This is a genomic window from Phycisphaerales bacterium, from assembly GCA_020852515.1.
Lineage (GTDB): Bacteria > Planctomycetota > Phycisphaerae > Phycisphaerales > UBA5793 > UBA5793.
The window spans coordinates 33,893-50,539 of sequence record JADZAS010000009.1 but is presented as its reverse complement, the minus strand read 5'-3'; the positions used below and the strand labels follow the sequence as shown (position 1 = coordinate 50,539).

General features: G+C 64.0%; 12 protein-coding genes. 6 read left to right on the top strand and 6 right to left on the bottom strand.

Annotated elements, in window-relative coordinates; genetic code table 11:
* Positions 1-224 precede the first annotated feature (224 nt).
* Both IT430_04185 and IT430_04180 read left to right on the top strand, forming a co-directional pair.
* A complete protein-coding gene (locus IT430_04185) occupies positions 225-2,576 on the top strand; it encodes a glycosyltransferase (GenBank protein ID MCC6907119.1) in 2,352 nt (783 codons plus the stop codon).
* 85 nt (positions 2,577-2,661) lie between these two features.
* Positions 2,662-4,155 carry a glycoside hydrolase family 130 protein gene (locus IT430_04180; protein ID MCC6907118.1) on the top strand — a complete coding sequence of 498 codons (1,494 nt, stop codon included), beginning with the start codon at positions 2,662-2,664 and terminating at the stop codon, positions 4,153-4,155.
* 834 nt (positions 4,156-4,989) lie between these two features.
* Here the strand turns inward: IT430_04180 and IT430_04175 are convergent.
* The 5 genes from IT430_04175 to IT430_04155 all read right to left on the bottom strand — a co-directional run bounded on the left by IT430_04175 (position 4,990) and on the right by IT430_04155 (position 10,203).
* Positions 4,990-6,120, bottom strand: a complete 1,131-nt coding sequence (locus IT430_04175; protein ID MCC6907117.1) for a cytochrome c3 family protein — start codon at positions 6,118-6,120, stop codon at positions 4,990-4,992.
* Entirely contained in the window at positions 6,117-7,331 is a 1,215-nt protein-coding gene (gene hybB, locus IT430_04170; GenBank protein MCC6907116.1) for a Ni/Fe-hydrogenase cytochrome b subunit, read from the bottom strand. Before hybB ends, IT430_04175 begins: the two co-directional genes overlap by 4 nt.
* Positions 7,328-8,332, bottom strand: a complete 1,005-nt coding sequence (locus tag IT430_04165; GenBank protein MCC6907115.1) for a 4Fe-4S dicluster domain-containing protein — start codon at positions 8,330-8,332, stop codon at positions 7,328-7,330. The genes hybB and IT430_04165 overlap by 4 nt, the downstream gene beginning before the upstream one ends.
* Positions 8,333-8,386: 54 nt before the next feature.
* Positions 8,387-9,142, bottom strand: a complete 756-nt coding sequence (locus IT430_04160; protein MCC6907114.1) for a hypothetical protein — start codon at positions 9,140-9,142, stop codon at positions 8,387-8,389.
* Positions 9,143-9,354: 212 nt separating this feature from the next.
* Positions 9,355-10,203: a hypothetical protein gene (locus tag IT430_04155; GenBank protein ID MCC6907113.1), complete on the bottom strand. Its 849-nt coding sequence runs from the start codon at positions 10,201-10,203 to the stop codon at positions 9,355-9,357.
* Positions 10,204-10,417: 214 nt separating this feature from the next.
* Between IT430_04155 and IT430_04150 the strand changes: the two genes are divergently transcribed.
* Both IT430_04150 and IT430_04145 read left to right on the top strand, forming a co-directional pair.
* Complete coding sequence (locus IT430_04150; GenBank protein MCC6907112.1) at positions 10,418-12,097, top strand: HAMP domain-containing protein; 1,680 nt, start codon at positions 10,418-10,420, stop codon at positions 12,095-12,097.
* A gap of 25 nt (positions 12,098-12,122) precedes the next feature.
* Positions 12,123-13,481, top strand: a complete 1,359-nt coding sequence (locus IT430_04145) for a sigma-54-dependent Fis family transcriptional regulator (GenBank protein ID MCC6907111.1) — start codon at positions 12,123-12,125, stop codon at positions 13,479-13,481.
* A gap of 24 nt (positions 13,482-13,505) precedes the next feature.
* Here IT430_04145 and ric read toward each other — a convergent pair whose 3' ends face one another.
* Positions 13,506-14,228 carry an iron-sulfur cluster repair di-iron protein gene (gene ric, locus IT430_04140; protein MCC6907110.1) on the bottom strand — a complete coding sequence of 241 codons (723 nt, stop codon included), beginning with the start codon at positions 14,226-14,228 and terminating at the stop codon, positions 13,506-13,508.
* A 157-nt stretch (positions 14,229-14,385) separates the two neighbouring features.
* Here ric and IT430_04135 point away from each other — a divergent pair, with 157 nt between their 5' ends.
* Together IT430_04135 and IT430_04130 are read left to right on the top strand one after the other, a co-directional pair.
* Complete coding sequence (locus IT430_04135; protein ID MCC6907109.1) at positions 14,386-14,856, top strand: Rrf2 family transcriptional regulator; 471 nt, start codon at positions 14,386-14,388, stop codon at positions 14,854-14,856.
* A 36-nt stretch (positions 14,857-14,892) separates the two neighbouring features.
* The gene (locus IT430_04130) at positions 14,893-16,611 is read left to right on the top strand and encodes a c-type cytochrome (protein ID MCC6907108.1); all 1,719 of its coding nucleotides are present in this window, start codon (positions 14,893-14,895) and stop codon (positions 16,609-16,611) included.
* The last annotated feature ends 36 nt before the right edge of the window (positions 16,612-16,647 follow it).

The window sequence follows — 16,647 nt, the reverse complement described above, 5'->3', positions numbered from 1 at the left end:
GCTCCGTGGCATCAGTGGCGCGCGGTGTTGCGCCGCAGACACGGTATCCAGATTACTCGTGCGGTGTGTGAGGCGCGCGCTGTCATCGAGAATCGGACGTTCGCTTGCCGGAACCTCGCCTCTTTTCGCGGCCTTTCCCGTTGGTTCAGCAAGACTGCTGGGGTCTCGCCAATTGCCGCGGCGCTCTTGTCACCGCTTGCTTATCTGAATCGACGGTCTTTACTATGCGCACACGCACTACAGCGTTTCTCAGCACCTTTCCACCACGGCTCTGCGGGATTGCAACGTTTACGAGCGATCTCTCGCGAGCCGTCGCCCGCGCCAACCCGAGTGTCGGAACCGCAATCCTGGCGATGACCGATCCGGCAGCTCCTCAGACGTACCCGGAGTGCGTGCGGTGCGAAATCCGACGCGGCGTTAAAGGCGATTACGCGAGCGCGGCGGCATTTGTGAACTACAGCAACATCCAGCTGGTGTCGATTCAGCATGAGTACGGCATCTTTGGAGGTGACGACGGCGTTCATATTCTTGACTTTCTCTCACGCATCCGGGTCCCGGCGATCGCGACGCTTCACACAGTACTGAAGTCGCCATCCAACATGCAGCGGGGCATCGTCGAAGAGATCGCCCGGCGCTGCGGGCGACTCGTCGTCATGAGCCAATTGGGTGCGCGCCTGCTCACCCAGTCGTACGATGTACCCGCCGACAAGGTGGCGGTGATTCCGCATGGCATTCCAGATCTCCCTCGCGATGATACGGAAGGGCACAAAGAGCACGTCGGTGCTGCCGGCCGGCGCCTTCTGCTCACGTTTGGCCTGCTCAGCCCGAACAAGGGCGTCGAAACGGTCATCCGGGCTCTGCCGCGGTTGGTGGAACGCTTTCCAAACCTGCTCTACTTTGTGGTTGGCGCCACACATCCAGAGATCAAGCGGCGTCAGGGTGAGGAATACCGGCACGCACTGGAACGTGAGGCCCACGCGCTCGGCGTGGCTGAGCACGTCGTGTTTCGAAATCAGTTCGTGAGCCTGGAAGAACTCTGCGGGTACCTGCAGGCCGCCGACATCTACATCGCCTCGTACCGGAACGAAGCCCAGATCACCAGCGGTGCGCTAGCGTATGCGATGGGCGCTGGCGCTGCAGTTGTTTGCACGCCGTTCTGGCATGCCCAGGAATTGCTGGCCGAGGGCCGCGGCCGCCTCTTTCCGTTTGACGATTCGATCGCGCTTGCCCAGACAGTCGACGCACTGCTTTCGAACGATTCGGATTTGAGAAGCCTGAGGGAAGCAGCATATGACTACACGCGCTCGATGATCTGGTCGCGCGTGGGCGAGGCGTATGCGACACTGGGCGAGCAGGTGCTGCGCGATACCGCTCTGCCGTCGCTGAATCACCTCGATTCAGTTGCGATGCGCGACTCCAGTCTACCCGAGCCTTGCCTCGACCACTTGCTGCGGCTGACGGATGACACTGGAATCATCCAGCACGCAACGTTCTCGATTCCCGCCAGGCGCACTGGTTATTGTGTCGACGACAATGCCCGGGCATTGCTCGTTGCCCTGCTTGCCCATCGCGTAACAGGATCACCAGCTGCCAAGCGACTGATTCCTGTCTACCTGGGGTTTCTGCACTACTGCCAGCGCGAGGACGGTGGATTCCACAACTTTGTCGATTACAACCGTGTGGTCGAATCCGAGGTCGGCTCGCAAGACTGCATCGGACGCGCTTTGTGGGCGCTCGGCGCGGCGGTACTCATGGCGCCCGACGATGGCGCTCGACGGCTGGCTCACGAGATGTTTGACCGAGGCGTCACACCGGTGCCGGGCTTCGGGCCCCGCGGGCAGGCGCTGGCCATCATGGGATTGGATGCGATTCTCCGCGTCGAGCCCGAGAATGGACATGTCCGCACCATGCTCGATTCCCTCGCGGACAAGTTGTGTCAACGTTATCAGCAAGAGGCCGATGATGACTGGAAGTGGTTCGAGCCGAAGCTGACCTACGACAACGCCATCATTCCCCTGGCGCTCTTCACCACGTTTCGCGTTTCCGGCAAGCACGAGCACCTCGAAGTGGCGACCGAGTCACTTGGCTTTCTGGACGAAGTCTGCTTTGCAGGTGAACACCTGACGCTCGTCGGCAATCGAGGGTGGCATTCGCGGAGCGGAAGCGAGCAGGCGCCGGAAGCCGATGAGCAGCCCATCGACGCCGCGGCATTTGTACTGGCCTTCGGCGGCGCGTATCTGGCCACGGGCGAACGACGCTACTTGCGGCGAATGCACCAGTCGTTTGACTGGTTCCTCGGGGCCAACCGACTTGGCATCCGGCTGTATGACTTTTCGACCGGCGGTTGCCGTGACGGCCTTGGCACGCACGAAGCGAGTCAGAATCAGGGTGCAGAGAGTACGGTGTCGTATCTCATGGCGCTTCTGACCATGCTCGACATCGGAGGGCCGGGTGGACTCGACCCCGAAGGGGCAGGCGAAGCGGCCGAGTCTGCCAGACTCGAGTCCATCGAGAATCAGAACGGTTCGGTCGAGGTCAGACGCCGCAGGCGAGCAAACGCCTCGGCGCACGGATGATGGGCAAAGCGAAGCCAGACATTCTCCATCAGGACCATCGCACCGAAGGCGCCGGTCACAACAGCATACCCGGGCGGCACCCATAATGACCCAACACCTCGAAGTGACCAGGACCAGCCACAGGCTTTTGCCGGATCCGCGCCGAGTCATCGCCAAACCTCACCTGCCCGGTGAGGAGGTGTACGCTTCGGGCGGCCGGTCGCGCGTCAAAGTCGTATTGGATCGGATTATGGCGATTCCCGAAACGGAAGTTGCAGGACTTCTGGGCGCGGTACTTAGTGGATTTGGATACCGCCATCGCGATATTGCGCAGACATTGGCTCAGCATTTCGATCTGGTGTCCCATCATCTCGAGTCGGACGTAGCGCTTTCCGCTGACCGGCGCCTGCTCATCGGGGCGTATTTCACGCTGGAGTATTCGATCGAGGCGGCGGCGCTGTTCAATCCCTCCATGGTGCCGGCTCCCGATCAAAGCGGCCTTGTTCCAGGTCATCAGCGGTTCATCATGAGCGTGCGCGCGGTCGGCGAGGGCCACATTTCATCGATTGGATTCCGCACCGGCGTGATCGACGATCGCTGCAACCTGACTTTTGATCAGGTCAGCAACTACGCGATTACCGGTCGGCGCGAAAGGCCGCTCTATGACAAGCACCTGTTCAGTGCCAAACTCGTGGAGCTGGGGGCGCGCGATGAGGTTTCGGCGATCGTTCTTGGTCATCTGCCGGATCCATTTTCGTTTGATGAATTGGAGCGTGGCCTGAAGTTGCTCGACAACACACGGCTGGCTCCACCGCCGGTCATGTCTCAAACGAGCAAGATCATCCACCTGCTTGCGTCGTCAAACTACCTGGCGCTCTATCCGCCCGAGTCGCCGTTGTCCGAGCGCGTCCTGTTTCCCGCCGGGCCCAAAGAATCCCAAGGGATGGAGGACGCCAGGTTTGTGCGATTCGTGGACGACAGCGGGTCGATCCGCTACTACGCAACCTACACCGCGTTTGACGGGCTGGAGGTCCTGCCGCAGCTCATTGAGACATCGGACTTTGTCTCATTCCGCGTCTCTACACTCAACGGCGCTTATGCTCGCAACAAGGGAATGGCTCTTTTTCCGCGCCGCATCGACGGCAAATACGTGATGCTCGCGCGGTCAGACCGCGAGAATAACTACTTGATGCGCTCCAATAACGTACGATTCTGGAACGAAACGCAGGTACTTCAGGCGCCAACGCGACCGTGGGAGCTGATCCAGATCGGGAACTGCGGCTCGCCAATTGAGACGGAAGCCGGCTGGCTGGCGCTCACGCATGGCGTAGGTCCGATGCGACGATACGCCATCGGCGCGAGTCTTCTCGATCTGAAGGACCCCAGTCGTGTCATTGCCCATCTGCCGAACCCGATCATGGTTCCCACTGAAGACGAACGCGATGGGTACGTGCCAAACGTCCTGTACTCCTGCGGCAGCATGGTGCATCGTGATCATCTCGTCCTGCCTTACGGCTTCTCCGACGCGGGAATCCGTGTCGCACTGATTGAAATGCCGGCACTGCTCAATCTCTTGCTCGAGCACGGCCGCAACGAATGAAGTACGGACGTCGGCCGACAAGGGCCCGCTTGTCAACCAAGACATGAAGACCGAACGCCCTGTGGCCGTGTTCGACTGGCCCTGCAGCGCTTGGCGGCTGCTTGATGTCAACCAGAGCAGCGCCGCGATGCCGGCCAGTGCAGAGGCTCGGCAGGGCGCCTGGGCGTCCGGTCCGGCACCGATTGTTGGTCGGCAGTCAGTGCGCCCGAGAGTCGCACCGACGCCGCGCGGATGAGACCGTCGCTGCGCAGCAACTTGCGGATGGCGAGCATCGCTACGGAGTCGCTCCCCAGTGCGCGTTGCGGCTCGAACGCTGTCGCGCCCCCACTATTCGGGTCCCATGTCCATTTGATGGGAGTTGGGAAACCTCGCCCTGGCCGGTTGCAAACGCAGCCGGCCCTGTGGTTTTCTGGAGACGCCGCCGAGAAACCTCGACGACGTTTGCGTTTGCAGGCCATTGTTTGGCAAGCGACTTGGAGAAGGCGTCGATGTCGGGCTGTGTCTTTGCCCGCGCCGAGGTCATAACCGATGGGCGCAGCCCGGGTCGCCAAAAGCGCCGATTCGGGCCAAAAGTCTCTGCAAGTCTCTGTTTCGCAGGGTACTGGATTCCGTTGTCGCAAGGTGTCAGGGCGCGCCAGATTCAGCACTTTGAGTTCAAGTGCGATGTCGCTACTTCGTGATCATCTTGGCGAGCCTTCGCGCCTCACTGTGGTGAACCGGCCCCGCGCACCAGTCCCACGAGCGTGCCGATGAGGTCGCACGTTGTCGGTGTCCAAGCCGCCAGCGCCATGTGAACGCGCGCGGCAGCGGGGCGAGGGACTTGACGGGCAACACCTACCGCACGCCCGGCGAGTTCTGCGGATAGTTCTTGTCGGCGTGACAGCCGTTGCACGTCGCGGGGCTGTCGGCGCGGCTGCCGGTGTGGCAGCGCGAGCATTCGAGCAGCGCGTGGCTGCCCTGCAGCGGCACGCCGGTGATGCGATGATCGAAGTTGGCCGGGCTGAGATCGCCGTGGCAGGCACGGCAACTGGTCGAGGGCGTCAGGAACGCCTCGACGCGCCCGTGGCATGAGACACACGCAACGCCGGTGTGCTGCGGCTCGAGACTCCAGCCGGTGGAGGCGGAATGCTCGAACGCCGGCCGGGCGGAGTCGGCGTGGCAGAAGTTGCAGTCGTTGGTCGCGTGGCACGCCTGGCAGGAGGTCATTTCGCCGGCCGCCTGGCTCGCGGGCGCCTGTCCATCGTGGCAGCCGGCGCACGAGCCGCCCTGGTGGCAGTCCACGCACTTGAGCCCGTAGGCCTGGGCATGGCCGTCGTGGGAGAAGCTCACCAGCGAGCCTGACGGGCTGCTCGTCTGATAGATGTACGAACCGCTGGGCTGCACGCGTGGGTGCGGCGTCATGAGGATGTCGGTGGGATCGATGACATGCGCCACGTCGGTGCGCGGCGACTGCTCGCGATGGCAGTAGCCGCAGCCGTTCTCATGGCTCCAGTCGCGGTGGCAGCCGAGGCACTGGCGGTGGTAGGCGCCTTTGAGGCTCGGCTGCGTCAGCGTGCCGCCACCGCGCAGCGGCGAGTGGCATTCGCGGCAGGCGGCGACCTGCCCATCGGCCGCGGAGTTGTGATGGCAGTTCGAGCAGCCGCCGTTGAGCTGCGACATGTCGGCGTGGACGCGATGGTCGAAGAGCACCGGGCTGTAGTGCTCGGCGAGTTGGGCGATGACGACCACGTCGGGAACGCCGCCCCGGGGCGACGCGGCCGGCCGTGGGGCAACGTCATGCGCGAACGCGACGGGCTGGTGCGAGTCGGCCGGCGGCCGGCCGGCTTCGTCGTGGCAGTTGCGGCATCCAGGCAGCGGCGCATCTTGCCAGTGGTGCATCGACGGGGTGATCCGGTCGGCCCCGAGAAGCAGCGCGAGACCGGAAACGAACGTGAGCATGACAGCGGATGTAAGGATGCGTTTCATGCCCGCACCTCCTCGAGGCGCTCGATGACCGGGAAGTTCAGCACGATGAAGCGGTAGATGAGCACGATCATGGCGATGAACCCGGCCGTGACGGCAAACTCGGCGGGGGCCGGGAAGTACGGCCGGGTCTCGATCGTGGGCGTGTAGGCGAGCAGGAAGACGTCGAGGCGATTCATGACGACGCCTGCGATCACCAGCGATGCCGCGGCAAACAAGCCGCGCGCCGAGTGACGCCAGCGGTCGACCATGAGAATGATGAACGGCGCCACCACACCGAGGCCGAATTCGATAATGAAGAGCACGCTCGCGCGCGAACCATCGAGCAGGTGGAAGCCGGCGCCGCGATTGAGCAGGTCGATGACCTTGGCGATGGTGTAGATGCCCAGAAGGATGGGGATGAACCGCGCCAGCCGCGCCAGCAGGTCCGTTTCGGGTTTGAAGCGCAGCGAATTTGAGGCGAGCAGCGACTCGAAGATCACCATGGAGAATCCCACGGCAAAGGCCGAGAGCAGGAAGAACATCGGCAGCATCGGCGTCTGCCAGAGCGGGTGGAGTTTGGCGCCGGAAATCACCATCAGCGTGCCCAGCGATGACTGATGCATGCATGACAGCACGACGCCGAGGATGATGAACACGCTCATGACGCGGCCCAGCGCGGCGTCGAGCGCGCGGAGCAACCGGTCGATGGGGCCGTTGAGCACGCGCAGCGCGCCCGGCAGGCGCACGCGCCCGATGAAGCGCTCGCACACGATGGGCAGAAACTCAATGTAGAGCACGGTGACATAGGTCATGACGCAGATGGCCACTTCGAAGAGCACGGAGTTGCCCTGCCACATCCAGGGAAGCATGACGTGCCACATGGCCCAGAAGCGGCCGAGGTCGGTCATCACGCCCAGGGCGACAAACGTGTAGCCGATCATGGCCGTAAGCAGCGCGGGGCGCACGAGGGGATGGAATTCCTCGCGGTTGGTGAGATGCGCGACGAAGGCGGTCGTGAATCCGCCGGCGGCCAGCGCGACGCCGCACGCGACGTCGATGGCGATCCAGATGCCCCACGGATAGCCGTTGTCGAGATTGGTCACGCGGCCCAGGCCGAAGATGAACCGGGCGAGCAGTGCGGCCGCGCCGATCAGAGCGATGGCGACGACGACCCACACGCCGGGCGTGAAGAAGCGCGGCCGGGACGCGTCGATGGAGTGCTGGCGAGTCATGGCGTCACCTTTTCGGTTTGCACCGCATGCGTGTGTGCGGCCCTGGCGTGCGACAGTTTGCCGATGGCGCCGAGCAGGCCGAAGAGCATGATGGGTGCGGCGAAGCCTTTAAAGATGCCGTGTTGAATGGTCTCGGTGAGTTGGGCGGGGCTGTCGGGTCCGAGTTCCGGGAAGCCGAGTTCGGTAAACGGCCGATCGGCAAGATAGAGCCACGATGTCCCGCCGCCTTCGTGCTCGCCGTAGACGTGATTGACGTAGCGATCGGGATTGCAGTCGATGCGTTCGTGGGCGAGTTTGAGGAGTTCATCGCGCCGGCCGTAGGTGAGCGCTTCGACGGGGCACATCGCCACGCACGCGGGCAGTTCGCCGCGGCTGGTGCGCGACTGGCAGAGCTGGCACTTCTTGACCTGCGGTGTGAGCGCTTTCTCGTACTCGTATGCGGCGAACTGGTAGGGACACGCGACCATGCAGTAGCGGCATCCAATGCACCGGCTCGCGTCGTAGATGACCGACCCCGCTGCGGTCTTGCGCATGGCGCCGACGAGGCACGCCGAGACGCACGCCGGATGCTCGCAGTGCATGCACTGGGTCTTGATGAAAGTCGGCGCCGCGCCATCGCGGCCGGGCACGCGGTTGACGACGGTCAGGTGGATCGACGTCGGTCGCCGGCGGGAGTCAAAGACGCTCTGATCGTCGCAGTCGCTCAGTTCGCCGTGAGGCAGCTCGTTGGCGTTGTTGCACGCCCATTCGCAGCGGCGGCAGCCGACGCAGACGGTGAGATCGACGAGCACGCCCTTTCGATCGGCGTCGAGCGTTTGCTTCTCTGAGGCGCGGGCAGCGCTGGCCGTGGCCAGGCCGGCGGCGCACACGCCGGAGATCTTGACGAAGTCGCGCCGGCTCAGCGCTTCGCGCGCGAAAGTTGCATTGCGGACGGACGCTTTCACGTGGCCGCGCGCCTCGATGTCACTGCGACTCGCTTTGTTGGCTGGCAGCGCGAACATGGAACGTGCCTCCTTCGGCGAGCGGCGCGTCATCGCGCCGCTGATTGCAGCACATCAGTTGGTCACTTGCCACGGCCGCAGCGACGCCGCCCGGCGCTGTTTGAACATGTGTGAGAGTCGCTCCCAGGCGGCGGTGTCGATGCAGCGATGCAGTCTCCCTCCGGCCGGCGGCTGCGGCCCGGCCGAGTCAATCGCCCGATCGACCTCGCTGCGGAACCAGGCGCGGGCCCGCGGCGGCGGCAGAAGCGCGCGGCGGTCATGATCTTCACTTTCGGGCTTCACTCGCACCGCCCAGCCTTCGCTGAACGGCAGTTCGTTCATCAGTTCGGGATAGAGCGCGAGCACCTGGTTGGACGCGCAGACCGATCCCGACAGCGGCGAGAGGACATCCACGCTCCGTTCGCCGCGGCTGACTCGAAACAGCGCCTCGCCCTGCTCGACGTGCGTGCCGGTGGCGGGCAGTTCAACGGCCTCGACCGGACCGATCAGTGAAAGGAGCAGATCATCCGCGCCGACGGTTACCGCTTTCGTTCCCCACCGGGCCCAGCTGTGGGCGGGATAGAGCAGCACATCGCGAGCCAGTCTGAGGCCGCGATGGCGGTACTCGATCTCCGCTTCGATCTTGAACCACTCTCTGAAGCGCGCGCTGATGGGGTAGATCAAGACGCACAACGCCGCAGCGAGGATGATGGCCAGCAGCACCGCCCCGCGCAGGGCGATGCCCAGCAGCGCGAGGATCGGCAACGCCGCCACCGCCAGCAGGCAAATCCCGCCGTCCACTGCGATCTCTTTGAGCACTGATCTGTTCATGATGCTTTCCATGGCGACCTCCAATCGAGGAGCCGGCAGCCGGCTACCCAAACGTTGTCATGCAACCGGCGAGCCACGCGGCAGAGATTCTGTGAACCGATGCAATCGCTTGAATTCGAGGCTTTCAGGCTCTGGTTGCACACGGCGGACGATGAAGCGCTGCGAGGGCGCTGATGAATTCTGCAACACCGGTCTTGAGTAATTCAGCGCGCTCAATGGATGAATTCCGCGAGCACGTGCATGAACCGCTCGCCGTCCATGAGGGAGCGGAGATCGGTCCCAGCGCAACCGTTTGAGTCCAAGCCGGCCGGCGGGGTCGATCCGAGAAGCAGTTCCTGGCCCACGCGCCGAATGAAGCGCCGAAGATCCAGCCGTTCCTGCTGCTCCGCGCTGCTCGGCGAATCCGGCTCGGGCAGGTCGCTGTCATCCAGTGGCCAGAGTTCGGCAATCCAGCCGTCGTCGTACGGATCGGCGATCAGCAGTGATGGATCCATCGTCAGTGCATCATTCCAGCGGGCCAGGTGCCCCGCGATCGGGCTGGCCAGTACCAGGCCGCCGCTCTTGGACACGATCTCGCATACCGGCTGACATCGAGGGATGAAGCGAGGCGGAGCGAGGCAGCGCACGCCGGTGGGCGTGGGCAGCAGCGAAGCGGCAAAGCGATCGATGCCCAGGCGGACGACGCCACCCCCCGCCAACCGCTTCAGCCAGGTGTGACCGGCACAATGGACTCGGTCGCGCGGCGCGCAACCGTGCTCCGACGTGCGCAAGGACAAATCGGCTCGCTCGAAGGTGGGAGCGACCGGAGCGCCGCGCAGCGCGGCATCAAGCGGGCAATGCTCGCAGTCGAAGTTGCGATCGCAGAGTTTGTAAGTCAGTAATCCGGCGTCCATCCACACGCAGGTAGATGCAGCAGTGCGATCCTGGATGAGTTGCGTGAGCACGGGGCGGTCCCCCTGCCTGTTGCCGGGCCGGCTCGCCATGTGCGGCAGGTTGCTTTCCCTGCTGGCGCTGCGGCGCTGAGGCTGTCTCCGCCAGGCTTCGTGCAGATTCGGTGCCACGGGTACTGAGGGCCGACGAATCCACCCAAAGCCGCCCGGGCCGGCCGAAACGCCCTACTGCCGCTCTAGCGGAATCACCTCAATCCACCTTCGGGCGCTGAGAATCTCAACGCATTGTGGGGTTCCTGAGCGCGCCTTTAGGCGGTTTGGAGTTGACTTTCAGTTAGAGTTGTTTAGCGGGCCGCTGTGCCTGCCTGCTCGGAAGGACGACCGTATGAGGAGGCGCATTTCCGCTCTGCTCGGGTCGCTCGAGGTCAGACTGCTGGCGCCGCTGTCGATCGCCGTTGGTCTCATCCTTGCGCTGCATGCGATTCTGAGTTTCCAGGCGACCAAGGAGCACTTTCTCAACCTCGTGCACGACGAGGTCGTCCGCTCGAGCGATCTCATCAAGCGCGCCACGCACGACGGCATGCTGCTCAATCGCCTCGACCAGGTGCAGGCCAACATTGAGCGGCTGGCGCAGGCGCCCGAGGTGGCGGCCATCCGCGTGTACGACAAGGCGGGCGTCATCGTCCTTTCCGCGCGGCCGGCCGAGTCGGGCCGGGCGATCGCGCTCGACTCGGACACGTGCCAGAGCTGTCATGGCAATGGCGTGACGCGCGACGACGCCGTGCTGGCGCGGAGCAGCCTCGCGCAGGAGCCCGGCGGGCCGGAGGTGCTGCGGCACCTGATCGTCATCGAGAATGAGCCCGCCTGCTCCGCGGCCGAGTGCCACTTTCACCCACCCGACCGCCGCGTGCTGGGCGTGCTGGACGTCGAGATGTCCATGGCGCCAATCGAGGCGGCGATCCGCACTTCGAGGCGCCAGTTGCTCACGACCACCATCGGCCTGATACTCATCAGCGGACTGGTGGCGGCGCTGTTCGTACGCCGGGTGATTCATCGTCCGACGCAGCAGCTGTACGAAGGCACGCAGCGCATCGCGGCCGGTGATCTTGAAACGCACATCGACATCGCCGGCGAACACGAACTGGCGCGCCTTGCGGACGCGTTCAACCGCATGGTGACGGAACTGCGCCACGCGCGTGAGCAGGTGACCGAATGGTCCGAGACGCTTGAACAGCGCGTGCAGGAGAAGACTGCGGAACTCAAGGGCGCCCAGCGGCAGGTGCTGCACATGGAGAAAATGGCGTCGCTGGGCAAACTCTCGGCAACGGTCGCGCACGAACTCAACAACCCGCTCGGCGGGATCCTGACGTACGCGAGGCTCATCAAGCGCGAACTGGCGGACCTGTCCATTGAACCCGCGATGCGCGCCGAACTCGATCGCTATCTGAGCGTCGTGGACAAGGAGTGCAGCCGATGCGGCGCCATCGTGCACAACCTGCTCACTTTCGCACGGCGAACGGGCGCGGAGATGGCGCGCATAAACATCAACGAAGTCGTCGAGCGCAGCCTGATGCTCATTCGCCATCACCTGGAGATCCGCAACGTGAAGCTGACCACCGAGTTGCTCCACGGCGATGCGATGATGGTGGCCGACCCGGGCCAGATCGAGCAGGCGCTCGTGGCGCTGCTCGTCAATGCGGTCGAGGCGATGCACGATCCGGCCTCGGAGCACAATCTTCTGAGTGTGCAGCTGCGCGGTGATGCGGAATCCATCGAGATCCAGATCCGCGACACGGGTACGGGCATTCCGCCCGAGGTCCTGCCTCACATCTTCGAGCCGTTCTTTTCGACCAAGGGGACAGCCGAGGGCGGGGTGGGGCTGGGTCTTGCCGTCGTCTACGGCATCGTCAATCGGCACGGCGGGCAGATTGACGTTTCTTCGGTGCCGGGCGAGGGCACCGCGTTTCACATCCGCCTGCCTCGCGCGCCGGGCAGATCTCCCGCAGACGCACCGGACGCGTGCGAGCCGCGTGATGAGGCAGGATCGATGACCGTGCGAAGGTAAGCGCGCCAGAGAGGATGCAGCACACATGTCAGCAGAGAAGCAGAAAATCCTCGTGGTGGACGACGAGTTTTCGATCCGCGATTCACTGCAGAGCTGGTTCCGCAAGGATGGCTATGAGGTCCGGGCGGTGGAGAATGCCGCGTTGGCGCTCGATGCGCTGCGCGGCGGTCCTGTCGATGTCGCCGTGGTTGATATCAAGATGCCCGGCATGGACGGCATGGAACTGCAACGCCGCATTCACGAGTGCAGCCCGAAGACGGCGGTGATCATGATCACCGCGTTTGCGACCGTCGAGACGGCGGTTGGAGCGCTCAAGCAGGGCGCGTTCGACTACGTGACCAAGCCGATCGATCCGGATGAACTGAGCCATCTCGTCCGCCGCGCCATCGAGCAGCGCCGCCTCGAGGAGGAGAACCTGCACCTGCGCGAAACCATCGACGAACTGGTGGCGGTGGACACGATCGTCGGCGAGAGTCCGGCGATCCGAAGAGTGATGGAACTGGTGCAACACGTGGCGCCGACGGACGTGACGGTGCTCATCCAGGGCGAAAGCGGCACGGGCAAGGAACTCATCGCCCGCGCCATCCACGCCAACAGCCGGCGGCGCTACCTGCCGATCGTTCCGGTCAATTGCGGCGCCATCGCGGAGAACCTGCTCGAGAGCGAACTCTTCGGCCACGAGAAAGGCGCCTTTACCGGCGCCGATCGAAAGCGGCGCGGCAAGATCGAAATGGCGCACGGAGGGACGCTGTTTCTCGATGAGGTCGGCGCCATCAGCCCCAAGATGCAGGTCGAACTCCTCCGCGCTCTTGAAACCAAGGAGTTCCACCGGGTCGGCGGCATGGAGTCGATCAAGGTCGATTTCCGCGTCATCTGCGCCACCAACGAAGATCTCGAGCAGGCGGTGCGCGACGGCCGCTTCCGGGAGGACTTCTACTACCGCGTCAACGTGTTCTCGATTGAGGCGCCGCCGCTTCGCTCACGAACGTCGGACATCCCCCTGCTGGCGAACCACTTCCTGCACCGCTACGCGCAGCAGATGGACAAGCGCATTACCGAGATCAGTCCGGAGGCCATGAAACTGCTGATGGAATACGACTGGCCGGGCAACGTGCGCGAACTGTCCAACGCCATTGAGCGGGCGATGGTGGTGGGCAGTCCACCGGCGATCCGCGCGGAGGACTTCCCCCTGCGAGCCGGCCGGGGCATCGGCAGCGCCGCCAACGGCGCGGCAGCGCTCGAGGAGGTCGAGCGCCGCCACATCGCCGAAATTCTCAAGCGCACCGACTGGAACATCACGCAGGCGGCGCGGATTCTCGCGATCGATCGCGTGACCGTGTACAACAAGATCAAGAAGTACGGCCTGCGACCACAAATGGCCTGAACGACCGCCGGTGCGGCGGCCGGTTCAGCGGGCGGCTTCGAGTTCGATCGCCTTGGGGAAGAGAATGTTGTTCTCCTTGTGGACGTGCTGATGCATGTCACGTTCGAGTTGGGCCAGGCCGTCGAGCATGGCGCGGTAGGTGTTGCACGCCCACTCGGGCGGCTGGTAACCGTCGGTCGCTTCGCGCATGATGGCCAGCGCATCGCCCGCGTGCTGGTGCTCCGCCTCCATCTGACGGATCGGATTGGCGACCGAGCCGCAGTGGAACTCGCGCTGGCCATTGGGCTGCTCGAGTTGACGGATGATGGGAAAGAGAATGCGCTCTTCCTTCATCATGTGCTGTGTCAGTTCGGCGTTGAGCGCTGTGAACGCGCGGCGGACATCCGCCAGGCGCGGCTCATGCTCGCCGTGCACCCGGAAGACCTTCTCGGTCATCTGGTCGAGGCGCGGAAGTTCGACGCGGAGGTAGGCGTGGTGCGTCTGCTCGATGTGATCGGCCAGCTCGGCCAAGGCCATGGCGTCGGGATTGACCACCACGCGGTCGTGCTCGGCGGCGCGGGCGTCGGCGGAGGCGAGCAGCACGGCCACGGTGTGCGGGTCGAGTCCTTTTTTGCGGCAGGCCTCTTCGAGGGGCATTTTGCCGCCACAGCAGTAGTCGATGCCGAGGCTCTCGAAGAAGCGAGAGCGGGCGGGACGCTGCGTAACCAGTTGTCCGACAGTGGTTTGGGTGTCGATCTGGGAGGTCACTTTGGGTTCTCCTTGGCAGTTGAGGTTGAGCGGGGCGGGGCTTTGAGCCGAAGATAAAGAGATTTAGTGCATCAATGCATTGTTGACTTCAATTCGTCCGCCGTCTACTCTTGGGTGACGAAAAAGCGCCCGCAGCCGTCAAATGTGGAGGATTGGCGTGAAACTACTATCCGACGCCGCGGAGTACGGCCTGCGGGCTGCGGTCTGGCTGGCGCGGCAGCGCGGGCAGACGCGCAAGGTCCGAGAAATCGCCGAGGGGACGAAGGCGCCGCCCGGTTACCTCATTAAGGTGCTTCAGAGCCTGGCGAAGGCGGGCATTCTCTCGGCCCAGCGCGGCACGCTCGGCGGCTTCACCCTTGAGCGCGATCCGGCACAACTGACCGTCCTTGAAGTCATCAACGCTATCGACCCCGTGGAGCGCATTTCCACCTGTCCGCTTGGGTACGAGTCACACGGCACCGATCTGTGCCCGATGCATCGTCAAATTGACGAAGCCATGGCGCGCATCGAAGAGAGTTTTTCCGCGGTCACGGTTGCCGATCTGCTCACTCAGCCCAACGGATCTTCAGCGACGTGCCTGGCGCTCAGCGGCGCCGGTCGCGTCGATTTACGAATCGACAAGAACTGACGGCGCACGCCCCCCTCCTCCTCAACAGGTATTGCCATGAACGATTCAACCAAGCGAGACGACGGCGGCAACCAGATAAATCGGATATCCACATCCCTTTGGCCTCCGCAATGCGCGTGGCCCGCCGCCTGGATTGCGGTGATCGGCGTCGGCGCGGCGACCGCGGCTCTGAGCGGAGGCGCAGCGCCGACTTCAGGCTCCCCTGCGCCGCCCATCGCCTCGGTCGCGCCGGCAGGCGAACAGGCGGCGCAACCTCCCGCAACGGAAGCGCAGCAGATCTACCTCGCCAACTGCGCGACGTGCCACGGCCCGGGCGGCCAGGGCGACGGGCCCGCTTCGTATCTGCTCTTCCCCAAGCCGCGCGATTTCACCTCAGGAATCTACCGGTTCAAATCAACATTCAACGATGCGCCTCCCACAAGGACCGACCTCGAGCGCAGCATTCGCAACGGCATCGCGCGCACCGCGATGCCGGCGTTTGACAGCGTGCTCAGTGATGCGCAGATCGCGTCGCTGATCGATTACGTTCTCTCGCTGAACACGGCTCCGTGGCCGCAGGGTCCGGTCGAACCCGTGACCATTCCTCCAAAGCCTGAGTTCACTCAGGACCTGATCAAGCAGGGCCACAACGTGTTCGTTACGATGGGCTGCGCACCGTGTCACGGCGAAACCGGGCGCGGCGACGGCCCGTCGGCTCAAGGGTTAATCGATTCGAACGGCTATCCCCTGCCGCCCGCCGACTTCACCACCGGAGTCTTCAAAGCCGGTCGCACGAGCGAAGACCTCTATCGCACGATCCTCGTCGGGGTTCCCGGCACGCCGATGCCCAGTTTCGAAGCGGCGATGAACGCGGGGATCAAGGTTGAAGGTCTCGATCCATCGACGGACATGGTCTGGGCGATGGTCGCCTACCTTGAAAGTCTTATCGAGTCGCGCGAACAATCGGGCGTGCCATCGGGCGCGGTCATCGCGCCGGCTGCAACCGCGTCGACCGCCATGATGGCTGATCCTTTCGATTCCGGGTGGAGCGCCGTCGAGCCGGTCACTGCTTCACTACAACCGCTCTGGCAGCGCCGGCACGCGACGCGCTCGCTCGCAGTGCGCACGGCCAAGACGGATGATCGCATCGCTTTCTGCGTTGAATGGGCCGACTCGACCGTGGATGGACCCGAGACGCTCGACAGCGCGACGGATGCCGTCGGAATCATGTTCAGCCTCACCTCTGAGGCGCCCATGCTCACGATGGGCCAGCAGGACGGCCAGGCGCAGACGCTGGTGAACATCTGGCAGTGGAAGGCCAGCCGGCAGATGGATGCGGATGCGAATCAGCGGCGCGATATTGCGCTGAGCGAAATGGGCGATCCTGTGGACATGTACCCATTCAAGTCGGGCGATCCGGTGACCGGGCCGCTCACGGAGCACGATCCGACGTACATCACCGCGTGGGGCGCCGGCAATCCTCAGTCGGATCCGGCGCTCATGAATCGTCCGGTGCTGTGCATGAACGCGGCGGGCTTCGGCTCGACGACGATCGCGCCGCCCGACGATCAGAACGTGGATGGCGTGGGCCGCTGGCGCGATGGCGCCTGGCGCGTCGTTTTCGTGCGCGAGTTGCCGGCGCATCACGAGGGCGATGTGGACTTCGCGGCGATGCAGCGCGTGCCCATCGCATTTGCGGCGTGGGACGGCGCTGCGCTCGATCGAAACGGAACGAAACTGATCTCGGGATGGCACTGGCTGGAGATGCCGCGCTGAACGGCAAACGTCGGCAACACTGTGACGCACTTTCAA

Coding starts and splice junctions, on each gene's coding strand:
- IT430_04185 (MCC6907119.1), top strand. CDS start 225: ATGCGCACACGCACTACAGCGTTTCTCAGCACCTTTCCACCACGGCTC.
- IT430_04180 (MCC6907118.1), top strand. CDS start 2,662: ATGACCCAACACCTCGAAGTGACCAGGACCAGCCACAGGCTTTTGCCG.
- IT430_04175 (MCC6907117.1), bottom strand. CDS start 6,120: ATGAAACGCATCCTTACATCCGCTGTCATGCTCACGTTCGTTTCCGGT.
- hybB (MCC6907116.1), bottom strand. CDS start 7,331: ATGACTCGCCAGCACTCCATCGACGCGTCCCGGCCGCGCTTCTTCACG.
- IT430_04165 (MCC6907115.1), bottom strand. CDS start 8,332: ATGTTCGCGCTGCCAGCCAACAAAGCGAGTCGCAGTGACATCGAGGCG.
- IT430_04160 (MCC6907114.1), bottom strand. CDS start 9,142: ATGAACAGATCAGTGCTCAAAGAGATCGCAGTGGACGGCGGGATTTGC.
- IT430_04150 (MCC6907112.1), top strand. CDS start 10,418: ATGAGGAGGCGCATTTCCGCTCTGCTCGGGTCGCTCGAGGTCAGACTG.
- IT430_04145 (MCC6907111.1), top strand. CDS start 12,123: ATGTCAGCAGAGAAGCAGAAAATCCTCGTGGTGGACGACGAGTTTTCG.
- IT430_04130 (MCC6907108.1), top strand. CDS start 14,893: ATGAACGATTCAACCAAGCGAGACGACGGCGGCAACCAGATAAATCGG.